21 protein-coding genes are annotated in these 20,061 nt (G+C 70.4%); 3 read left to right on the top strand and 18 right to left on the bottom strand.

Annotated elements, in window-relative coordinates:
* Positions 1-56: 56 nt before the first annotated feature.
* The 14 genes from panC to dacB all read right to left on the bottom strand — a co-directional run bounded on the left by panC (position 57) and on the right by dacB (position 13,709).
* Positions 57-989 carry a pantoate--beta-alanine ligase gene (gene panC / locus I6N91_RS06860; protein ID WP_198811868.1) on the bottom strand — a complete coding sequence of 311 codons (933 nt, stop codon included), beginning with the start codon at positions 987-989 and terminating at the stop codon, positions 57-59.
* Complete coding sequence (locus tag I6N91_RS06855; RefSeq protein ID WP_198811867.1) at positions 986-1,900, bottom strand: Rossmann-like and DUF2520 domain-containing protein; 915 nt, start codon at positions 1,898-1,900, stop codon at positions 986-988. The genes panC and I6N91_RS06855 overlap by 4 nt, the downstream gene beginning before the upstream one ends.
* Entirely contained in the window at positions 1,887-3,599 is a 1,713-nt protein-coding gene (locus I6N91_RS06850; protein WP_198812037.1) for a PH domain-containing protein, read from the bottom strand. The genes I6N91_RS06855 and I6N91_RS06850 overlap by 14 nt, the downstream gene beginning before the upstream one ends.
* Before the next feature lie 53 nt (positions 3,600-3,652).
* Positions 3,653-4,168 (bottom strand): PH domain-containing protein, encoded by a 516-nt coding sequence (locus tag I6N91_RS06845; RefSeq protein WP_198811866.1) that lies wholly within the window; start codon positions 4,166-4,168, stop codon positions 3,653-3,655.
* The gene (locus I6N91_RS06840) at positions 4,161-4,649 is read right to left on the bottom strand and encodes a DUF3180 domain-containing protein (protein WP_198811865.1); all 489 of its coding nucleotides are present in this window, start codon (positions 4,647-4,649) and stop codon (positions 4,161-4,163) included. Before I6N91_RS06840 ends, I6N91_RS06845 begins: the two co-directional genes overlap by 8 nt.
* 6 nt (positions 4,650-4,655) lie before the next feature.
* On the bottom strand, positions 4,656-5,186 hold the full coding sequence (folK, locus tag I6N91_RS06835; RefSeq protein ID WP_198811864.1) for a 2-amino-4-hydroxy-6-hydroxymethyldihydropteridine diphosphokinase: 531 nt from the start codon (positions 5,184-5,186) through the stop codon (positions 4,656-4,658).
* Complete coding sequence (gene folB, locus I6N91_RS06830) at positions 5,183-5,560, bottom strand: dihydroneopterin aldolase (protein WP_198811863.1); 378 nt, start codon at positions 5,558-5,560, stop codon at positions 5,183-5,185. Before folB ends, folK begins: the two co-directional genes overlap by 4 nt.
* Positions 5,557-6,474, bottom strand: coding sequence for a dihydropteroate synthase (folP, locus tag I6N91_RS06825; RefSeq protein WP_198811862.1), 918 nt, complete (start codon positions 6,472-6,474; stop codon positions 5,557-5,559). The genes folB and folP overlap by 4 nt, the downstream gene beginning before the upstream one ends.
* Before the next feature lie 8 nt (positions 6,475-6,482).
* A complete protein-coding gene (folE, locus tag I6N91_RS06820; RefSeq protein ID WP_120165842.1) occupies positions 6,483-7,100 on the bottom strand; it encodes a GTP cyclohydrolase I FolE in 618 nt (205 codons plus the stop codon).
* Between the two features lie 40 nt (positions 7,101-7,140).
* A complete protein-coding gene (ftsH, locus tag I6N91_RS06815) occupies positions 7,141-9,216 on the bottom strand; it encodes an ATP-dependent zinc metalloprotease FtsH (protein WP_198811861.1) in 2,076 nt (691 codons plus the stop codon).
* A 171-nt stretch (positions 9,217-9,387) separates the two neighbouring features.
* Positions 9,388-9,939 (bottom strand): hypoxanthine phosphoribosyltransferase, encoded by a 552-nt coding sequence (gene hpt / locus I6N91_RS06810; protein ID WP_159617316.1) that lies wholly within the window; start codon positions 9,937-9,939, stop codon positions 9,388-9,390.
* 3 nt (positions 9,940-9,942) lie between these two features.
* Positions 9,943-11,049: a tRNA lysidine(34) synthetase TilS gene (gene tilS / locus I6N91_RS06805; RefSeq protein ID WP_198811860.1), complete on the bottom strand. Its 1,107-nt coding sequence runs from the start codon at positions 11,047-11,049 to the stop codon at positions 9,943-9,945.
* Complete coding sequence (locus I6N91_RS06800) at positions 11,042-12,208, bottom strand: zinc-dependent metalloprotease (RefSeq protein ID WP_198811859.1); 1,167 nt, start codon at positions 12,206-12,208, stop codon at positions 11,042-11,044. Before I6N91_RS06800 ends, tilS begins: the two co-directional genes overlap by 8 nt.
* Positions 12,209-12,278: 70 nt before the next feature.
* Entirely contained in the window at positions 12,279-13,709 is a 1,431-nt protein-coding gene (gene dacB / locus I6N91_RS06795; RefSeq protein ID WP_198811858.1) for a D-alanyl-D-alanine carboxypeptidase/D-alanyl-D-alanine-endopeptidase, read from the bottom strand.
* A 176-nt stretch (positions 13,710-13,885) separates the two neighbouring features.
* On the opposite strand from dacB, the gene I6N91_RS06790 reads away from it, so the two are divergent.
* Positions 13,886-14,452, top strand: a complete 567-nt coding sequence (locus tag I6N91_RS06790) for an inorganic diphosphatase (RefSeq protein ID WP_198811857.1) — start codon at positions 13,886-13,888, stop codon at positions 14,450-14,452.
* Positions 14,453-14,517: 65 nt separating this feature from the next.
* Positions 14,518-15,147, top strand: coding sequence for a hypothetical protein (locus I6N91_RS06785; RefSeq protein WP_198811856.1), 630 nt, complete (start codon positions 14,518-14,520; stop codon positions 15,145-15,147).
* Between the two features lie 92 nt (positions 15,148-15,239).
* Here I6N91_RS06785 and I6N91_RS06780 read toward each other — a convergent pair whose 3' ends face one another.
* Both I6N91_RS06780 and serS read right to left on the bottom strand, forming a co-directional pair.
* Positions 15,240-16,076 (bottom strand): HAD family hydrolase, encoded by an 837-nt coding sequence (locus I6N91_RS06780; RefSeq protein WP_233091576.1) that lies wholly within the window; start codon positions 16,074-16,076, stop codon positions 15,240-15,242.
* A 45-nt stretch (positions 16,077-16,121) separates the two neighbouring features.
* On the bottom strand, positions 16,122-17,402 hold the full coding sequence (gene serS / locus I6N91_RS06775) for a serine--tRNA ligase (protein ID WP_198811855.1): 1,281 nt from the start codon (positions 17,400-17,402) through the stop codon (positions 16,122-16,124).
* Positions 17,403-17,473: 71 nt separating this feature from the next.
* Here serS and I6N91_RS06770 point away from each other — a divergent pair, with 71 nt between their 5' ends.
* Positions 17,474-18,571, top strand: coding sequence for a diacylglycerol kinase family protein (locus I6N91_RS06770; protein ID WP_198811854.1), 1,098 nt, complete (start codon positions 17,474-17,476; stop codon positions 18,569-18,571).
* A gap of 48 nt (positions 18,572-18,619) precedes the next feature.
* Here the strand turns inward: I6N91_RS06770 and I6N91_RS06765 are convergent, their stop codons facing one another.
* Positions 18,620-18,964 (bottom strand): hypothetical protein, encoded by a 345-nt coding sequence (locus tag I6N91_RS06765; protein WP_198811853.1) that lies wholly within the window; start codon positions 18,962-18,964, stop codon positions 18,620-18,622.
* Between the two features lie 84 nt (positions 18,965-19,048).
* On the bottom strand, positions 19,049-20,023 hold the full coding sequence (locus I6N91_RS06760; protein WP_198811852.1) for a DNA topoisomerase IB: 975 nt from the start codon (positions 20,021-20,023) through the stop codon (positions 19,049-19,051).
* Positions 20,024-20,061: the final 38 nt, after the last annotated feature.

Genomic DNA, 20,061 nt, shown 5'->3' with positions numbered 1-20,061 from the left:
TGGGGTTTTCTTTCGTCACGGTAGCCAAGTTTACGGGGTCCGGTAATCCCCGGATTTCACCCGCCGTTCAGTTCCATGTTGTCGATGAGCCGCACCGGACCGACCCGGGCAGCGATGAGCGCCAGCGCCGTCCCCGTGAACGGGGTGTTGGCGCAGGAAAAGGCGAGCGGTTCGAGGCTGAGCGGGTCGACGACCTCGAGGTACTCGAGGCTCACGGCGGGCACGCTGGCGATCATCGCCAGCACCGAGTCCGGGTCGAGGGGCTCGTTCCGCTCCGCGCGTTCCCTCAGCATGCCCAGGGCTCGCTGCAGCACGAGGGCGGCTTCGCGTTCGGCTGCCGAGAGGAAGCGGTTGCGGCTCGACAGGGCCAGGCCGTCGGCATCCCGAACCGTGGGCACGCCGATGATGTCGACCGGGAAATTGAGGTCGCGCACCATGCGCTTCACGAGCGCCAGCTGCTGGGCGTCCTTCCGGCCGAAGTACGCGCGATAGTCGGCGGCGGCGTCGGGAGCACCGAGGTTCAGGAGCTTCGCCACGACGGTGAGCATGCCGTCGAAGTGCCCCGGCCGGAACGCCCCTTCGAGTTTCTCCCCGAGGGCGCCGGCCTGCAGCCGGACCTGCGGGGGGCCGTCGGGGTAGACCTCCCCGGCGGCCGGGGCGAACACCAGGTCCACCCCCTGGGCGCCCAGCAGTTCGAGGTCGGCCTCAAGGGTGCGGGGGTAGCGGTCGAGGTCGGCCTGTTCGCCGAACTGCAGCGGATTGACGAAGATCGTGACCACGACGACGTCGTTCTCGGCGCGGGCCGCCGCGGCCAGGGCGGCGTGGCCGGCGTGGAGCGCGCCCATCGTCGGCACCAGGCCCAGTGACGGGCGCCGCGCGGCCCCGCCCCGGGCATCTTCCGCGGCCCGGTGGAGCAGGTCGGCGCCGGCGCTGCGGAGCTCGCCGGCCGTCGTGACGAGCCGTGGGGTGCCCGGGGTGGTCTCGGTCATCGTTCGTCCTCGGTGGGGGTCGGTTCAAGGGCCGCCAGTACCGCTGCTCCCTGCTCGGCAGTAAGCAGGCCCCGGTCAAGTGCGCGCAGGGTGGTGGCCCGGGCCATGTCGCGGTAGGCAAGGGCGACGTCGGCCGCGTCGTGGCGGGCCAACGCGGCGGTGTGGGTTCGAACGGTTTCCACGTCGCCGCGGGCGACCGGGCCGGTCAGGGCCGACTCCCCCGAGCTCAGCGCGTTTTCGAGGGAGGCCTTCATGAGCGGGCCGAGCATCCGGTCGGGGCGCTGCACGCCGAGGTCGCTGAGCAGCTGCGCTGACTGCGACGCCAGGGTGACGAGGTGGTTCGAGGCATGGGCCAGTGCCGCGTGGTAGAGCGGCCGGCTCTCCTCCTCGATGATCACCGGCTCCGCGCCCATCTCCACGACGAGGGCCTGGGCGATGGGCAGGACCGCAGCGGGCGCGGTGATGCCGAAGGTGCACTCGGGGAGGCGTCCGAGGTCAAGGCTGAGTCCGGTGAACGTCATGGCCGGGTGGATGGCCAGCGGGATGGCGCCGGCACGGCGGGCCGGGGCGAGGACCTCGGTGCCGGAGCGGCCGGAGGTGTGGACCACGAGCTGTCCGGGCTGCCAGACCCCCAGGCGCGCCAGGCCTTCGACGAGCCCGGGGAGGGCGTCGTCGGGCACGGCAAGGAGCACCAGTTCGGCCCGTTCGACGATGACGGGAATATCGAGGATGGGCACCCCGGGCAGGAGTGTTTCCGCGCGTTCCCGGCTCGCTTCGGAGACCGCGGACACTCCGACCACGGCGTGTCCGGCGGTGCGCAGCGCGGCGCCGAGGACCGCGCCGACCCTGCCGGCTCCGATGACGCCCACCCCGAGGCGGCCGGGTCTGCGTGAGGCTTCAGCGTTGTTCATGGCTACCGGGTCCCTCCGGGATCTGCTGCCTGTTCGGCTGGTCAAGCGGTGGATTCAGCGGTGGCTGGTCAAGCGGTGACTGGTCCGGCGCTGGTTGGTCATTCGGTGGCTGGTCCGGCGCTACTTGATCCTGCGGAGGCGGGTCATGCTGCGGCCCGTGCGGCACTGAGCCGGGGCCGGACGGCTGCTGCGCCCCGGCGGCGGGCGGGCCGTAGCTGGGCGGCGGAGGCATGACGGCGCCGGCGGGCTGCTGGATGGGCTTCATCCACTGTTCGGGGATGCTCCGCCGGCGCGCCTCGGCCGCGCGCCGGGCCTGCCCCGAGAACAGTTCGAGCGCCGCGGTTTCGTCGATGTGGCTCAGGGAGGGCACGACCGGACCGGGCGTCGTCTGCAGCTGCAGCTCCATCACCCGCAGGGCCCGCTCCAGTGGGCCCTGGTGAAGGGACAGCGACTGCGTCCGCTCGTGGGGCACGACGGCGAGCCTGCGGTGAAAATACCCCGAGCGGACGAGCAGCGCCGTGCCGGTCACGGCGAAGCCGCTGCGCCGCCAGGTCAGCGGTGCAAGCCACCGGGCGCGCCGCGGCGCCGTGGTGAAGCCCTCGGCCGCCCCCAAGGCGTTCAGGCCGGCGGAGAAGACCTCCAACGGGCGCACAGTGCCGGGGTCGGGAAGGACGAGCGCGAGGATGGAGAACACCTCGGCGCGGGTTCCGACGGGCAGCAGCGTGGCCCGGGCCTGTCCCTCGCCCGGGGCGCCCGCCCCGTACCCGGCGACATTGGCGTTGATCCGGTACCAGCCCTTGAGCCGCCAGAGCAGCGGCTGGTCGATTCCGACGGCCTGGACCCGCCCCGGCGGGACGGTCTGCGCCCGGGTGTCGAGCAGGCCGTACCGGACCCGGATGCCGTCGGGTGAGAGGGCGGCCCGGAAGTTGTAGCCGGAGTTGAGCGCGCTCCAGTACGCGCCGGCGACACCCAGTGCCATGGGGATGAGGGTCGGTGCCGCGAACGGGGTGCGGTACACGACCGTCACCGTGGCGACGACGATCACCGCGGCCAGGAGCAGCACGGTGGTGCCAGAGAGCAGGACCGCGCCGATCACCCGGCCGGACGGCACCGCGACGACCTCGCGCTCAGGTGCCTCGGCGATGCCGCCGGAGGCATCCGGGGCCACCGCGGCGCCGGAGGCGCGGGCGAGGATGGTGGCCCGGAGCTGCTGGGCCTCGGAGAGGCGGAGGAAGGCCAGGCGGACGGCCGACTCGCCGGCATCGGCCACCTCGAACTTCAGCTCGGCCAGTCCGAAGATGCGGGCGAGGAAGGGCTGGACGACGTCGATCGCCTGGACGCGGTCGAGGCGGGCCTGCCGGTTCTGCCGGAACAGGACGCCCGAATTCACGCGCACGTACTCGGCGGTGACCTGGTAGCGGGTGAAGTACCAGGACACGAGGAACCCAAGCGCGATCAGGACGACGATGCCCAGGATGAGCGCGAGAGTCAGCCCGATTCCGATGGCACCCGGCAGCCCTTCCCGGGCACCGGGGCCGAAGAGGCCTTCGAACCAGTCCCTGCCGAAGAAGAACGCGATGGCGGCAAGCGCGATCCAGCCGCGGACCAGTGGGGAGATCACCGAGACCCGGCGCCAGCTGTCGTCACCCGTTCCGGGCGCCGGCGGGGCGCCCGGCGGGAGCCCGTCCGACCGATCCACCCCGTCGCGGGGCGGGCCGGGGTAGGGCGTTCCGGGGTGCGGGTCGGGGACGCTCACAGACCCGCCAGCCGTGCTTCCCCGCGGCTTGAAAGCTGCTCGCGGAGCCGAGCTCCCTCGGCGGCGGGAAGGCCTGGAATGGCGGCATTGGTGGCCGGGGAGGCCGTGTGGAGTTTGAGGGTGCACAGCCCGAACGCGCGCTCGAGGGGGCCCACGGCGACGTCGACGTACTGCATGCGGCCGTAGGGCACCACCAGGGTGCGCTGGAAGATGACGCCGCTGCGGATCAGCAGGTCGTCGTCGCGCTCCGCATACCCGAGGGCGCGCACCTGGCGGGGAAGCAGCAGGCCCCTCCATCCACTGATGAGGAGCACGACGGCCGGCAGGGCAATGGCGATGGCCAGCGGCGGGAAGTCCGGCCACACCCCGGCGAGCCGGAGGATCAGCGGGATGCTGAAGATCAGCAGGTAGATCACCGAGCCGACGAACCAGCCGATCAGGCGCACCCGGAGGTACTTGGGCGAGACCCTCGACCAGACAATGCCTTCAGGGTCGATCGGTTCCCTACGCATACTCTCCCTCGCTTGTTCCCGGGGTGCCGGCGCCGCCCTCGTCCTCGGGCGGGATCCTGCAGAACCCCTCGACGACCAGGCCGACGACGACCATGAGGATACCGCCCGCCATCAGTGCGAGGGTCCCCCACGCCGGTCCAAAGGTATCGCGCACGGCCAGCAGGGAGAGCTGGTCAACGAAGATGCCCGCGTGCCAGCCGAGGCTCAGGGCGCCCGCGTATGCCGTCGCCTGGGCCAGCACCAGAGTGCGGGCCGCAAGGATGGGGTTCAGCTCACGGTCCCGTTTGCCGTTGCGCCACCGCAGCACCCGCACGCCGAACACAAGCGTCACGGCGATGATCAGCGCGACCGTGAGCAGCGAACTCAGGTGGAGTGAAGGGGTGGGGTAACCGTTGCGGCCCGCCCAGAAGTTGACGGTCCAGCCAACAATGCCGGAGACGATGCCGATGCCAAGCAGCCAACTGAACCGAATGCTCATCATGTGCGCCTAGCCTTCCTGGAACAGGGCCAGGCCCGGAAGGTCGCCGGCACCGGCGGCGAGTTCGGCGACGGATACCCCGCCGAGGGTTGCCGCGGGGTCCATCAGGGACCACGGTTTCAGGACGAAGGCCCTCTCGGCGGCCCGCGGGTGGGGAACCGTCAGCCGCGGATCGGTCGAGGTCCATGCCCCGAAGGTGATGATGTCGATGTCGAGGGTCCGCGGCCCCCACCGCACGGTGCGGATCCGGAGGTGCTTCTGCTCGACCGCCTGGCAGTGTGCCAGCAGCTCATAGGGTCCGAGGTCGGTGGCGACCTCGATGACCTGGTTGAGGTAATCCGGCTGCTCCGGCCCGCCGACGGCCCGGGTGCGCACCACGGGCGAGGCGGCCGTCAGCCGCACCCGGTCACCTCCGGTGAGGTCCGCGACGGCCGAGGCCAGCGTGCCACGGCTCTCCCCCAGATTGCTGCCCAGGGCCAGGACGGCCCGGGTCCCGGGGTCCGCCGCCGGCCCCTCCGGAGTCCGGGAGGCGCTTGTCACTGCCTGCTCCTGTGGATCGTGACGGCGACGTCGCCGAAGGGCACGGGGATGGGGGCCTTCGGCTTGTGCACGGTGATGTCGACCGCCTCGACGGGGAAGCGGGCGAGGATCTCGGCTGCGATCGCTTCGGCCAGCGCCTCGATCAGCTGGAACGGCTTCCCGGCGATGATGGAGCTGACCAGCTCGGCGACCTCGCCGTAGTGGGCCGTCCGGGTGAGGTCGTCGCTGGTTCCGGCGGGGCGCAGGTCGAGGTGGAGGACCACGTCGACGAGGAAGGGCTGGCCGTCCCGCCGCTCGAAGTCGAAGACACCGTGGTGGCCGATGGCGCTGATGCCCGTAAGCGAGACTGCGTCGAGCTGCCGGAGTGCCGTCATCGGGAGCCCTGGCCCGCCCAGGCCGAGGCGACCTTGACGGCGTCGAGGGTGGGGCCGACGTCGTGCACCCGGACCGCCCAGGCGCCGTTCGCGGCGGCGAGCGCGGAGACGGCCAGGGTCGCCGCATCGCGTTCGGCCGGCACCGCCGGCCTCCCCGCCGAGGTCAGCAGGGTGCCGAGGAAGCGCTTGCGGGAGGCCGCGACGAGCACCCGGTGGCCGAGGGATCCGAGGCGGTCGAGGGAGCGCAGCAGCTCCCAGTTGTGCCCGCCGGTCTTGGCGAAGCCGAGGCCCGGGTCGAGGATGATGTTCCCGGGCTTCACGCCCGCCGCGACGAAGGTGTCGCGCACCTCGAGGAGTTCGGCGATGACCTCCTCGACGACGTTGGAGTAGGTGGCCAGGGAGTCCATCGTCTCGGCCGTCCCCCGGCGGTGCGTCAGGATGTAGGGCACGCCCAGTTCGGCGGCCAGGGCGGGCATGTCGGGGTCGAAGCCGTTCCCCGAGATGTCGTTGATGATTCCGGCCCCCGCCCGGACCGCCTGGGCGGCCGTCTCGGGGTGCATGGTGTCGATGCTGACGAGCGCGCCGGCCTTGACCAGCGCCCGCACCACGGGAAGCACGCGCTGGAGCTCCTCCTCGACCGGCACCGCGGCGGCGCCGGGGCGGGTCGATTCCCCGCCGACGTCGATGATGTCGGCCCCGGCGTAGTGCATCCGCAGCCCGTGCGCGATGGCGTCGTCGGTCGAAGAGTACTTTCCGCCGTCGCTGAAGGAGTCGGGGGTGACATTGAGGATCCCCATCACCACGGTGCGGTCAGCGGGCAGCGCCTCGAAGGTGCGCGGGACGCGCACCGGCCGGATCACCGGCAGGGGTGAGGTGGCCGGGCCGGTCCCGGGGGCTGCGGCGAGTGAATCCAAGGGGTGTCCTATCTTCCAAGTATCAGGCTCATGGCCTCGGCGCGGGTGGCCGTTTCACGGATCTGGCCGCGTACGGCCGACGTCACCGTCTTCGCACCCGGTTTCCGGATGCCCCGCATTGACATGCACATATGCTCACACTCGATGACCACGATCGCACCCTTGGGTTTGAGGTGCGTCATCAGTGCCTCGACGATCTGCGTCGTCAGCCGTTCCTGCACCTGCGGGCGGCGGGCATAGACCTCGACCAGCCGGGCCAGCTTGCTCAGGCCCGTGACCCGGCCGTCCTCCGAGGGGATGTACCCGACGTGGGCGGAGCCGTGGAACGGCACCAGGTGGTGCTCGCAGGTGGAGTAGAAGGGGATATCCTTCACCACCACCAGCTCCTGATGGTCGAGCTCGAAGGAGGTCGAGAGGACGTCGGCTGCGTCCTGGTGGAGCCCCGCGAACATTTCGGCGTAGGCCCGCGCCACGCGCCGCGGAGTCTCCACCAGGCCGTCGCGGTCGGGATCCTCTCCGATCGCGGCGAGGATCTCCCGGACGGCCCGCTGGATGCGGGGCTGGTCCACCGGGGATCCCGAGGCGGCCAGGGCGGCGTCGATCACGTCGTTATCGAAGTCAGTCACGGCTTTGATCCTATCCCTGTGCCCGCGGGCCGGCCGCCCCCTAGGGCTGCCGGGACCCGCTCCCGCCCTTGCCGTCGACGGCGGCGCCGTCGGACTCGGGCGAGGGGAGGTCGGAACCGTGGACGTCGAACTCACCAGGGATGTCGGCCTCGGCGATCTGGTCCTGCGGTGAGACGGTTTCGGGCGCGGGCCGGCCGTTCTGCGCCGCCTGGGCCCGCTCCTTGGCCGAGACGACCGGGGGCAGCGAATGCACGGGGCGGGAGTCCTTCGACAGCCACACGTTGCGCAGGCCGCGCTTGCGCACACTGGCGAAAACCTCGGCGATCTCGGCCTGGTTCAGGGTCTCCCGCTCGAGCAGTTCGAGCGCGAGGCGGTCAAGCACGTCGCGGTTCTCGGTGAGGATCTCGTAGGCCTCATCGTGGGCGTTGTCGATCAGCCGGCGCACCTCTTCGTCGACGACGAAGGCCACCTGGTCGGAGTAGTCGCGGTCGCTGCCCATGTCCCGGCCGAGGAATGGCTCCCCGGCGCCCTGGCCGAGCTTCACGGCGCCGATGCGCTCGCTCATCCCGTACTGGGTGACCATCTTCCGGGCGGTGCCGGTGGCCTTCTCGATGTCGTTCGAGGCGCCGGTGGAGGGGTCGTGGAAGACGATCTCCTCGGCGACCCGGCCGCCCATGGCGTAGGCGAGCTGGTCGAGCAGTTCATTGCGGGTGATCGAGTACTTGTCGTCCATCGGCAGCACCATGGTGTAGCCGAGGGCGCGGCCGCGCGGCAGGATGGTGATCTTCGTGACCGGGTCGGTGTTGCGCAGGGCCGCGGCGACCAGGGCGTGTCCGCCCTCGTGGTACGCGGTGATCTTGCGTTCGAGTTCCTTCATGACGCGGCTGCGCTTCTGCGGGCCGGCGATCACGCGGTCGATGGCCTCGTCGAGCGCCCGGTCGTCGATCAGCTGCGCGTTCGAACGGGCGGTGAGCAGCGCCGCCTCGTTGAGGACGTTCGCCAGGTCCGCACCGGTGAATCCGGGGGTCTTCTTGGCGACCGACTTCAGGTCCACCCCGGGTGCCATCGGCTTTCCCTTGGCGTGGACGGAGAGGATGTGCTCCCGGCCCCTCATGTCGGGGGCCTCGACGCCGATCTGGCGGTCGAAGCGGCCGGGGCGCAGCAGCGCCGGGTCCAGCACGTCCGGGCGGTTGGTGGCGGCGATGAGGATGACGTTGGTGGTTGAGTCGAAGCCGTCCATCTCCACCAGGAGCTGGTTGAGGGTCTGCTCGCGCTCGTCGTTGCCGCCGCCGACGCCGGCACCGCGGTGACGGCCCACGGCGTCGATCTCGTCGACGAAGATGATGGCCGGGGAGTTGTTCTTGGCCTGCTCGAAGAGGTCACGGACGCGGGAGGCGCCCACGCCGACGAACATCTCGACGAAGTCCGAGCCCGAAATCGAATAGAAGGGCACGCCGGCCTCGCCGGCCACGGCGCGGGCCAGCAGGGTCTTGCCCGTGCCGGGAGGCCCGTACAGCAGCACGCCCTTGGGGATCTTGGCGCCCAGGGCCTGGAACTTCGCCGGCTCCTGCAGGAACTCCTTGATCTCGAGGAGTTCCTCGACGGCCTCGTCGGCTCCGGCGACATCGGAGAAGGTGACCTGGGGCATGTCCTTGGAAATCAGCTTGGCCTTTGACTTGCCGAACTGCATCACCTTGGAGCCGCCGCCCTGCATGCGGCTGAGCAGGAACCAGAAAATCAGGCCGAGGATCAGGATCGGGAAGATCAGGCTGAAGGCGCTCACGAACCAGTTGCTCTGGACGGGCTGGTCGGTGAAGCCCTCGACGTCGGATTCGTTGACCGCCTCGACGACGTCCTCGGCACGGGCGGCGCTGAAGAAGAACTGGACGCTGCGGCCCAGGTCCTCGTAGTCGTCCCGGAGGGTCAGGTCGACGCGCTGCTCGCCATCGTGGATCTTGGCCTGCTCGACCCGATTGTCCTGCAGGAGCTCGAGGCCGACGTTGGTGTCGACCCTTCCGGAGCTGCCGCTGAACAGGCTGGGGACGATAAACAGGAGCCCGGCGATTGCCAGGACGATCCAGATGACCGGCCCCTTGAACATGTTCTTATATTTCATTCTTCTCAGGGCTGCGTGCCCTGTCCCTCCTGCTTATGCCGGAAATACGGTGTTCCGTCCGCCGTCACCTCGAAACACTCAAGATATACACGGTTTCAGATTCAACACGTCCCGTTTGGGGCATAAGTTCCCTGTGGGCGTACAGCCCGGACCCCGGCGGAGGCGCTCGGCCTACTCGTAGACGTGGGGGGCGAGGGTGCCGATGAAGTCGAGATTGCGGTACTTTTCGGCGAAGTCAAGGCCGTATCCGACGACGAATTCATTGGGGATGTTGAATCCGACATACTTCACGTCAATGTCGACCTTCGCGGCGTCGGGTTTGCGCAGCAGGGTGCAGATTTCGACCGAGGCGGGGCCGCGGGAGAGGAGGTTGGCCTTGAGCCAGGACAGCGTCAGGCCGGAGTCGATGATGTCCTCGGCGATAAGCACGTGCTTGCCCATCAGGTCGGTTTCGAGGTCCTTGAGGATCCGCACCACGCCGGAGGACTGGGTGCCCGAGCCGTAGGAGGACACCGCCATCCAGTCCATGGTGATGTGGGAGTGAAGTGCCCGGGCCAGGTCGGCCATCACCATCACGGCGCCCTTGAGCACGCCCACGAGGAGGATTTCGCGGCCCTGGTAGTCGGCGTCGATCTCGGCTGCGAGTTCGGTCACGCGCTGCTGGATCTGTTCCTTGCTGAACAGGACGTGCTTCAGGTCTGACTCGACGTCGTTGGAATCCACCAATTACTCCTGGGTTGAACGGCTCGGCGGCTCCGTGCCGGGACGGTTGTTTCTAAAGACAAGATTGCCATAGCTTGGCCCGCCCGGAAGAACCGATTTCCCCCGGACCTGCCGGTAAACGCCGACACGTCCGCCGAGCTGGACGGGACCCGCCGAGCCCCGGCGTTCGAGGAGGGTTTCGGCGGCGAGGAGGCGTTCGAAGCTGGGCTGGAAGCCGCCGACTTCAACGGCGGCCAGGGCGAGGACCCGCTGGCGCAGCGAGGCGGGCAGCTCCCGCAGTCCCTCCTCCGGCAGGAGGATGTCCCCGCCGGCCTCGGTCCGGAGCCCGGCGTAGGCCTCGGAGCTGAGCTGTTCGAGGTAGTCGGCGTCCTGGCCGAGGATCCGCGCCGACCGGTACAGCGCCTGCGCGATGCCCGGGCCGAGCTGATCCTCGAGGTAGGGCAGCACCTGCTTGCGGACCCGGGAGCGGGCGAAGGCAGGATCCGTGTTGGCGGGGTCGTGCCAGGGGTCGAGCCCGTAGAAGGTACAGATCTCCTCGGTGTCGGCCCGCCGCAGGTCGAGGAACGGCCGGCGGTAGGGGCCCCGCCGGGCCGGCATGCCGGCCAGGGAGCGCGTTCCGGAGCCGCGGGCCAGCCCCAGCAGCACCTGTTCGGCCTGGTCGTCGAGCGTGTGGCCGAGGAGGACGGCGGCGGCCCCGGACTCGCGGGCGGCGGCGTCGAGCGCGGCGTACCGGGCGGTGCGGGCGGCGGCCTCGGGGCCCATACCGGTGGCGGCGACCTCGACCGTGCGGACCTCGACCGGGGCCAGTCCCAGACCGGTGAGCTGGTCCGCGGCGCGCCGGGCGACCGCCGCGCTGTCCTCCTGCAGGCCGTGGTCGACGACGACGGCGCCGGCCCTGCACCTGCCTACCTTCGCGAAATACACCGCGGCGGCGGCCAGCGCGAGCGAATCCGGGCCGCCGCTGCACGCCACGAGCACCAGCGGTGCTGTCTCCTCCACCGGGGCGGCCCCGGATGGGGTGCCGGCGGGAAGCAGCACATCCGCCAGGGCGTCCTCCACCCGGTTCCGTGCCGCGGCGGCCACCGGGTTGAGGCGCGGGCGCCTACCCATGGCGGGTAAGGCTCATCCTGTCGATCCATTCGTCGGGGGTATGGATCTCGCGCTCCGTGGGGAGGTTGGCCTCGGCCTCCCAGACGAGGTTGAACCCTTCCATGCCGGTCTGGTCCACGACCCGGCGCACGAACTTGGCGCCGTCGCTGTACTGGCGCATCTTCGCGTCGAGGCCCAAGAGCTGGCGGATCAGTTTCTCCACCGGCCCGCGGGATTTCCCACGGGCGTTGAAGCGGCGGCGGATGGTTTTCACCGTCGGCACGATCCGCGCGTCCACGCCGTCCATGACGACGTTCGCGTGGCCCTCGAGCAGGCTCATCACGGCGGTCAGGTGGGACAGGCGGGCCTTGTCGTCGGGGTCCTGAAGCACCGACAGCAGGCCGGTGCCGTGGACCTTCCCGCCGTCGGGCCATTGCTCGACCGCGGCGGGCCGGCGGCCCGGGTGCTCTCCCTTGGGCATGCCGAGGCTCTTCGCCGCGGCGGCGAGGCGCTCGGAGAGGGTGTCGGCCTTGTCCATCATCCCGGTGGTCAGTTCCGAGATGGCCGAGGTCATGTGGTCCTTCAGCCAGGGCGCAGCGGCGAACTGGACCCGGTGGGTCTGCTCGTGGAGGCAGACCCAGAGGCGGAAGTCGGCCGGGTCGACGTTGAGTTCCCGCTCGACGGAGATGATATTGGGCGCCACGAGCATCAGGCGCCCGCCGGCGCCGTTGCGGGAGGGCACGAACGGGTCGTACTGTCCCAGCACCTTGCTGGAGAGGAACGCCAGGATGGCACCGAGCTGCGCGCCGGTGAGGTTGCCTCCGAGGCTGACGGAGGCCGCCTTGAGGATCTCCGGCTTGGACTGCGCAAGGTGGTTCAGGGCCGGCTCGACGAGCACCCGGAAGCTCTGGGTGTTGGCCTTCGCCCAGGACGCCCGGTCCACGATGAGGAGTTCGGAGTCGCGGAGGTCCCGTGCCGCATCGAGGCGGGAGATGGCATGGACGTGCGCCACGGAGGCGTCGGCCTGGGCGCGGAGGTTATCGACCGCGGCCGCGATCTCACGTGGCGTCATCGTCGGTCCGGCCGGGGCCAGACGGGCAGCGCTGCCTGCGGCGAAGTCCCAGTTCACCAGCTGGGGGCGTTGGGGGGTGGATGAAACGGTCGGCTCATTGCTCTCCATGACCTTATTCGACCACATCCGGCTTCCGGCCGCTCGGCCCTGCCCCGGCATGCACGGCCGGACGGTGCGCTCAGCGGCACCCGCAGGCCGCCAGCACGGCCGCGGCCCGGTCGACGGCGTCGCGGGCCTCCTGCGTCCGGCCCTCGATCCCGGAACCCATCAGGGAAAAGCTGAGCAGGCGCCCTTCGGCCGTGACGACGTAGCCGCTGAGCGCCGTGACGGCGCTCAGGGTGCCGGTCTTGGCCCGGACCACCCCGGCCCCGCCGGCCGCCGCGGCATCCGGAACGAATCGCTCCTCCAGGGTGCCCGACAGTCCGGCCACGGGCAGCAGGCCGGGCATCCCGGCCAGGGCGGGCCGCTTGGAGGCGGCCACGGCGGAAAGCAGCGCGGCGAGCTGGGCAGGGGTTGCTGAATTGTCGACGGAGAGTCCTGCGGCGTCCCCGACCCGGAGCCCACCGCCCGGAACGCCGAGCCGGTCGGCGGTGGCAGCGAGCAGCGCCGTGGCGCCGTCGGAACTCGCCGGCCCACCGGACGCCGCCGAGGCCAGGCGCGCCAGGGCCTCGGCGAGGTAATTGTCGGAGAGGACCAGCATGTGCTCGACCTGCTCGGCGATGGTCGCCGACGGGACCGAGGCCACCGCTTCGGCGGAGTCCGGCACCGCGGCGCGGACCGGTCCGCCGAGCACCTCGATGCCGCGTTCGGCGGCCGCAGCGGCGAGGGCGGCGGTGAAGGCCTCCGCGGCCCTCAGTGCCGGGTCGGCGTCGCGGGCCCCGGCCTGCAGGCCCTCGTCCTGCCAGGCGGAATTGACGGCCAGCGGGTACACCGGTGCCAGTTCCCCGGCGTCGAGATCCCCCTGCGCCCAGGACGGGTTGAGCGGCGGGCCCTCGAAGAGGGAGTCATCCACGGCGACGCTGTAGGGGCCCGACGCCGGATCCAGCGCCGCAGCGGTCTCCTGCGCCAGGGTGGAAAGGCCGGCGTGACCGCGCACCGCGTCGGTCTCCGACGGCCCCGAGCCCAGCAGCACATCTCCGCCGCCCCGGAGATAGAGGACACCGTCCCCGGCGGCGTGCACCGTCGTCTCGAGCCGGTCCCGGGGATCAAGGGTGTCCAGGACGGCCGCCGCCGTCAGCAGCTTGAGGTTCGACGCCGGGGCCTGCGCCTGGTCGGGGCCATTGCTGTAGAGCACCGCGCCGGTGGCGGCGTCACGCACCACCCCGGTGAACCGACCGCCGCCGCCGGGCAGGTGCAGCTCGGCATCGAGCAGCGGGGCGAGCACCTCCGGGACCGGCTGCGGCGCCGAGTCCGAAAGGGCGGAGACGACGCCGGGTTCGAGCACACCGGCCGGCGGGCGCTGGAGGGCGGGCGGCCGCACCTCCGCATCCCTGCCGCCGGCCAGCTCCTCCACGGCGGCCGGGATCACCCGGACCGAGAGGGGCAGCGCCAGCACCGCAAGGACCACCGCCAGCAGCACGGCGGTCAGCCGTCGGGCCTGGCGCTTCATGGATTCCTTCCGGAGGTTCAACGGGGACGCCGGTCCGCAGGAAATGCCGGGAAGCGGGCCGCGACCGATATGTTAGTGCAGAAGTTTAAACAGTAAACGGGCGGCCGGGCGCCGCGGACCGGGCTCGCCGGGCCCGTGCTCTCCCCACCCGCCAGCCACACCACCGAGGAGTTGCCATGAAGCTCGACGTCACCATCGAGATCCCTAAGGGATCCCGCGTCAAGTACGAGATCGACCACGACACCCACCGCCTCCGCCTGGACCGCGTGCTCTTCACGGCGATGCAGTACCCCACCCACTACGGGTACTTCGAGAACACCCTCGGCGAGGACGGCGATCCCCTGGATGCGCTGGTGCTGCTGCAGGACTTCGACCTGATCCCGGGCGTCCTGGTCGAATCACGCCCGATCGGGGTCTTCAACATGACCGACGACGGCGGCGGAGACGCCAAGGTGCTCTGCGTCCCGGTCGACCCGCGCTTCGATGACATCCAGGACCTAACGGACGTCTCGACCTTCCTCCTCGACGAGATCAAGCACTTCTTCACCCGCTACAAGGACCTCGAGCCGGGCAAGTGGGTCGAGGCCGCCGAGTGGGCAGGCCGGGAAGCGGCCGAGGCCGAGGTCGAGGCGTCGCTTGACCGGTTCAAGCGGCAGGGCGATGTCAGCGCGGCCGATGAGCCCCAGGGCCGTGGCGTCGACGTCGAAGCCGACAACGCCACGGCGGTCCCCGAAGGCCGCTAGGCACGAACAGCCCCGCCGCAGCCGGGTTTCGGTAATTCGCGCGGGGCGTGAAGCATACTTATGCAATGCAATATGTGCTCACCATCAACCAGCGCGACTCGCGTGAGGTGGGCGACCTGGTGCCGGAGCTGATCCGCGAGCTCCGGCACCTTCCCACGGTGGTGCCGTTCCAGCGTTCGGTGGGCGATGAGCTCCAGGGCGTCGTCGATTCCGCGCGCACGGCCGTGGACGCGGCGCTGCGCGCCATCCGCTTCCGCCGCTGGCATGTGGGCATCGGCGTCGGCGGGGTCCTGCCGCCGGTGCCCGAGCACATCCTCGACGCCGACGGATTCGGTTTGGTTTATGCGCGCCGTGCGGTGAACCGGGCGCAGAAGACCGGCGAACGCATCCCGCTGGCCGTCGAGGGGCCCGACGCCGAGATCGCCGGCGAGGCCGAGGCCGTGCTGCGGCTGCTGGGCCACCTCGTGTACACCCGGACGGACGCCGAGTGGAAGGTCCTCGACCTGTTGACCCCCGGCGCCCGGGGGCAGCAGAAGCTCATCGCCCAGGAACTGGGGATCAGCACCCAGGCCGTGAGCAAGGCCGTTCTCCGCTCGCACTGGATGGAGGAGTGGGCCACCCGGCCCGCCGCCGCCCGGCTGCTGGACCTGGCGCACGGCCCGGCGGTCCTGCCGCCGGCCGCCCTGGCCTACTGAGCTGGCCTACTGAGCCGGCCTACTGAGCCGGCCTACTGAACCGGCCTACTGAACCCTGACCTGACTGGCGAACCGGGACTAGCGCGCCGGGGCTACACCAGTGAGCGCAGGACCTTGGCCGCCCCGTCGTCGTAGACGGAGCCGGTGACTTCGGTGGCCGCCGAGCGTACTTCCTCGGGGGCCTGGCCCATGGCCACCCCGCGGGCCGCCCATTCGAGCATTTCAATGTCGTTGCGCCCATCCCCCACCGCCACGGTGAGGGCCGGGTCGGTGCCGATCCTGCGCCGCAGCAGCTCAAGGGCGCTGGCCTTGGTGACGCCAGCGGCGGCGATGTCCAGCCAGGCGGTCCACCCCACCGAGTAGGTCACGCCGTGCAGGCCGATCGTCTCGACGGCGTTGCCGAATTCCTCCGCCGTGCTGTCGGTGCTGAAGACAACGACGCGCACGGCGTTGGCGTCGAGCATCTGCTCGAAGTCGACGCTCTGCGCCTCGGCACCAAAACTCGCGTCCTGGAAGCTTTCAGTCGAGAGGAAACGGCCCTGGTCGTCCTCGAGGGCATACTTGGCCCCGGGCAGGCGCTCGCGCAGGGCCCGGAGGGCGGGGCTGGGGTCGAAGGTCACCTTGTCGATCACCTCGAAGCCGCGGGGAAGGTCCGGATCGATGCGGAGGGTGACCCCGCCGTTCGAGCACACCGCGTAGCCGCGGGCGAGCCCGATCTCCCGAATCACCGGCAGTGCGGCCCCAAGTGAGCGCCCGGTGGAGATGATGATGTCGTGCCCGGCCTCGATGACGGCGGCGGCCGCCGCGCGGACCTCGTCGCTCATGAAGCCGTCGTGGTCTACGAGGGTACCGTCGACGTCGAGCGCAACCATGTACTTCGTGCGGGTCTGGGGCTGGTCCTCGATGCCAGCCGAAAATGAAATAGCCATTCCATCAGTGAACCAGATCAACCCGCCGCCCGGGTAGGGCGGGCCTCACAGTACCGGCAGGACCTCGAGTCCACTAAGATACGGGCGCAGCGCCTCCGGAACCCGGACCGAGCCGTCGGGATTCTGGTGGTGTTCAAGGATCGCCACGATCCAGCGGGTGGTGGCCAGGGTGCCGTTCAGCGTCGCCACGGCCCGCGTCCCCTTCGCGCCTTCCCCGCTCTGCCGCTCCCGGATGTTCAGCCGCCGGGCCTGGAAGGTGGTGCAGTTCGAGGTGGAGGTCAGTTCCCGGTAGGCGCCCTGGGTGGGCACCCAGGCCTCGCAGTCGAACTTCCGTGCGGCGGACATGCCGAGGTCGCCGGCCGCGGTGTCGATTACCCGGTAGGGCAGTTCGACCTTCGCGAGCATCTCCTCTTCCCAGGCCAGCAGCTTCTGGTGCTCCGCGTAGGATTCCTCGACCGTGGTGTAGCTGAACATCTCCACCTTGTTGAACTGGTGGACCCGGATGATGCCGCGGGTGTCCTTGCCGTGCGAACCGGCCTCACGCCGGTAGCAGGAGGACCAGGCGGCGTACCGCATCGGTCCGCCGGTGAGGTCGAGGATCTCGTCGGAATGGTAGCCCGCCAGGGCGACCTCGGAGGTCCCCACCAGGTAGAGGTCGTCCTCGGCCAGCCGGTAGATCTCCGCGTCGTGGGCCACGTCGAAGCCTGTTCCCTGCATGATCTCGGGCCGCACGAGGGTGGGGGTGATCATGGGGGTGAACCCGGCCTGCACCGCCTGGTCCATGGCCATCTGCAGCAGGGCCAGCTCAAGGCGCGCCCCGACGCCCTTGAGGAAGTAGAACCGTGAGCCGGAGACCTTGGCCCCGCGCTCCATGTCGATCGCGCCGATGAGTTCACCGATCTCCAGGTGGTCCCGCGGCGCGAAGCCCTCGGCGTCGAAGTCCCTGGGGGTTCCCACGGTGCGCAGGACCTCGAAATCCTCTTCGCCACCCTCGGGCACCCCGTCTTCGATCCGGTTGGGGAGCCGCCGCAGCAGCCCCTCCTGCTGGGAGCGTGCCTCGTCGGCGAGCGCCGCGGCCTTCTTGACCTCGGCGGCCAGTTCCTTCACCTCGGCGAGCAGTGCCTGCTTTTCATCGCCCTTGGCCTGCGCGACCTTCTTGCCGAACGCGTTCTGGTCCGCGCGCAGGTTCTCGTGCCGGGTGACCGCTTCACGACGTGCTGTGTCCGCCGAGAGGATCTCCCCGACCAGCGACTCGTCGGCCCTGCGGGCGCGCTGGGAGGAGCGGAATTTGTCGGGGTCAGCGCGGAGCTCGTTTACGTCGATCACGCCCCCAAGCCTACCCAATGCCCTTCCCCCTCCGGGCATGGAGCCGCGCCCGGCGGTACTCTGGAAAAATCATGCGCCCTAAACTGATCGTCCTCACCGCCGCCGCGGCAGCAGCGTCGGTCCGGAGCTGGTGGCAGGTGCGGCGCCTAAAGGTCCAGGGAGCCCCCGCCGCAACGGTTCATCCGCTCGTTGCGCGGACCCCGGGGCCGCAGCGGGTCGCCCTGATCCTCAACCCGGTCAAACTGAACGCCGCCGAAACCCGCGCCCTGGTCGAGCAGGCCTGCTCCGACGCCAGCTGGGATCCGCCGCTGATCCTTGAGACGACCATCGAGGACCCGGGGACCGGTCAGGCGCATCTGGCGCTTGAGGCGGGGGCCGACGTCGTGCTGGCCGCCGGCGGCGACGGAACAGTCCGCGCCGTGGCGCAGGCGATGGCGCACGGGCCCGCCGCGCTGGGGCTGCTGCCGCTGGGCACCGGGAACCTGCTGGTGCGCAACCTGGGCCTGCCCTACAACGACATCGCCGGCTGCCTCGAGGTGGCCCTCCATGGCAGCCAGCGCCGGATCGACATGGCGACGGTGCTGCTGCGCAACGAATCCACCGGCACCGCCTCGGAGGCCCCGTTCCTCGTGATGGGCGGCGTGGGGCTTGATGCGGCGGTGGTGGCCGCGACCAAGGACGACCTCAAGGAGAAATTCGGCTGGCTCGCCTACAGCGAGGCCGGAGTGCGGCACCTCCCCGGGCGCCGGCAGCGGGTCTCGATCAGCCTCGACGGCGGAGCGCCGCAGAGCCGGAAGGTCCGCACCGTCCTCTTCGCCAACTGCGGGAGGCTGCCCGCAGGCATCGACTTCATTCCCGACTCGATCATCGACGACGGGTACCTCGACATTGTGGTCATGAGCCCCCGGAGCCTGGCCGGCTGGCTGTGGATGGCGGCGAAAATCGTGTTCCGGCACCGGGGTGAGATCCCTGTCATCAAGTATTACCGCGCCCGTGAGGTCACCGTCTGGACCGCGGAGCCCACCCACACCCAGCTCGACGGGGACCTCTCCGGTGCGGTGACCTCCCTGACGGCCCGGATCGACCCGGGCGCGCTGCTCATCCGGGTGCCCGGCGGGGAACCGGCGACCGAGTCCCCCGCCGTCGGTGTGGCCGCCGGGCGCGCCTGACCCCTCCCGGGCCGGTGCGGGCTGCGGCACGGGCGGGGTCCTGCAGGGTCAGCTCCGGTCGCGGTCCGTGTACTCGCCCTCGTCATCGGGGCTGTTCAGCCGATCCCGGTCCTTCTCGGGATATTCGCCCTCCTGCTCCGGCTTCTGCGCCCCGGTGTAGCCGCCCCCGGTATCCGCGGGCTCGGTGCTGGTGTAGCTGCCCTCGGTCTCAGTGGAGGTGCCGCCCGCGGCGGCCCCGTGCCGCTCGGACTGCTGGTTGATCAGCTGCTGCTCCTCGGCGAACCGGAGATCGTTGCCCTGATCGCCAACGTCTCCGCGGCGGTTGGGATCCGAACCGGACTCGTCCTCGCCCGCAGGATTGACGATGCGTCCTTCGCTCGCGCTGTCAGTCATGATGCTGCCTCTCGTTGAAGGTGCCGCCCCTGACGGGACGCCCACTGTAAGCGTACTTACGAAAGGGCCGCGGTGAAAGCCGCCTCAGCCCCCCAGCAGTTCACGCACCGCCCGCTCCGAGGCCGCAAAGCCGGCCACCGGGATGACCTCGCCGCTCATGAACCGGTCGACGAGCCGCGGATCGACGTAGGAGCTCCGCGCCACCGCCGGGGTATTGCCGAGGTGGTCCGCGACGGCGCGCATCGTTGCGGTGACCGCCTTCTGCCGCGCCGTCCTGCTCGTTGAGAGCAGGTCCTGCCGGGCGAGTTCCATGGCGGCGACCACGGTGGCCTGCCAGGTGCGGAAGTCCTTGGCCGTGAAGGGTCCCCCGGTGACCTGCCGCAGGAATTCATTGAGCTGCGAGCCGTCGATCGAATGCCACCTCTCGTCGGCCGACCGGTACGCGAGCACCGTGTCCGCCTCCTCCCGGCGCAGCATCGGGCGAAGGGCGGCGGCGAGGTCCTCATCTTCGAGTGTGGTGTCCCACTGCTGCCCGCTCTTGCCCGGGAAGCGGAAGGTGATGGCCGCGCCCTCGATGGTGACGTGTTCGACGCGCAGGGTGGTGACCCCGAAGGAACCGTTCTCCTCGGCGTACTGGGCGGATCCGATCCTCAGGGCGCCGGCGTCGACAATGCGCAGTGCCGCGGCGAAGGCCCGCTCCCGGGTCATCCCGTTGCTGCGCAGGTGCTGGGTGATGACGCGGCGGGCGCTGGTGAGCCGGGCCCCGAACTCAAGGGATCGGTCGAACTTCTCGCGGTCCTTCTGCTCCCGCCAGGCCGGGTGGTAGATGTACTGGCGGCGCCCGGCCTCGTCGGTGCCCAGGGCCTGGACGTGGCCGTTCGGGTAGGGCGCGATCCAGACGTCCTTCCACGCCGGCGGGATAACGAGTTCCCGCACCCGCTGCAGTTCGGCCTTGTCGGCCAGCAGGGCGCCGTCGGGTGTGCGGTAGCTGAACCCCTTCCCGGAGCGGCGCCGGGTGATGCCCGGCCTGTTCGAATTGCTGCGGCGCAGTCGTGCCATGCGGCTACCAACCTTCGACGAACGGAAGACCCTGAGAT

The sequence above is a fragment of the Arthrobacter sp. MSA 4-2 genome, from assembly GCF_016405885.1.
In the GTDB taxonomy this organism is placed as follows: Bacteria; Actinomycetota; Actinomycetes; order Actinomycetales; family Micrococcaceae; genus Arthrobacter_D.
Note: the sequence above shows the minus strand (reverse complement) of the source record. Positions and strands in the feature narration are given on the sequence as shown.

Coding starts and splice junctions, on each gene's coding strand:
- panC (WP_198811868.1), bottom strand. CDS start 989: ATGACCGAGACCACCCCGGGCACCCCACGGCTCGTCACGACGGCCGGC.
- I6N91_RS06855 (WP_198811867.1), bottom strand. CDS start 1,900: ATGAACAACGCTGAAGCCTCACGCAGACCCGGCCGCCTCGGGGTGGGC.
- I6N91_RS06845 (WP_198811866.1), bottom strand. CDS start 4,168: ATGCGTAGGGAACCGATCGACCCTGAAGGCATTGTCTGGTCGAGGGTC.
- I6N91_RS06840 (WP_198811865.1), bottom strand. CDS start 4,649: ATGATGAGCATTCGGTTCAGTTGGCTGCTTGGCATCGGCATCGTCTCC.
- folB (WP_198811863.1), bottom strand. CDS start 5,560: ATGACGGCACTCCGGCAGCTCGACGCAGTCTCGCTTACGGGCATCAGC.
- ftsH (WP_198811861.1), bottom strand. CDS start 9,216: ATGAAATATAAGAACATGTTCAAGGGGCCGGTCATCTGGATCGTCCTG.
- tilS (WP_198811860.1), bottom strand. CDS start 11,049: ATGGGTAGGCGCCCGCGCCTCAACCCGGTGGCCGCCGCGGCACGGAAC.
- I6N91_RS06800 (WP_198811859.1), bottom strand. CDS start 12,208: ATGGAGAGCAATGAGCCGACCGTTTCATCCACCCCCCAACGCCCCCAG.
- dacB (WP_198811858.1), bottom strand. CDS start 13,709: ATGAAGCGCCAGGCCCGACGGCTGACCGCCGTGCTGCTGGCGGTGGTC.
- I6N91_RS06790 (WP_198811857.1), top strand. CDS start 13,886: ATGAAGCTCGACGTCACCATCGAGATCCCTAAGGGATCCCGCGTCAAG.
- I6N91_RS06785 (WP_198811856.1), top strand. CDS start 14,518: ATGCAATATGTGCTCACCATCAACCAGCGCGACTCGCGTGAGGTGGGC.
- I6N91_RS06780 (WP_233091576.1), bottom strand. CDS start 16,076: ATGGCTATTTCATTTTCGGCTGGCATCGAGGACCAGCCCCAGACCCGC.
- I6N91_RS06770 (WP_198811854.1), top strand. CDS start 17,474: ATGCGCCCTAAACTGATCGTCCTCACCGCCGCCGCGGCAGCAGCGTCG.
- I6N91_RS06765 (WP_198811853.1), bottom strand. CDS start 18,964: ATGACTGACAGCGCGAGCGAAGGACGCATCGTCAATCCTGCGGGCGAG.
- I6N91_RS06760 (WP_198811852.1), bottom strand. CDS start 20,023: ATGGCACGACTGCGCCGCAGCAATTCGAACAGGCCGGGCATCACCCGG.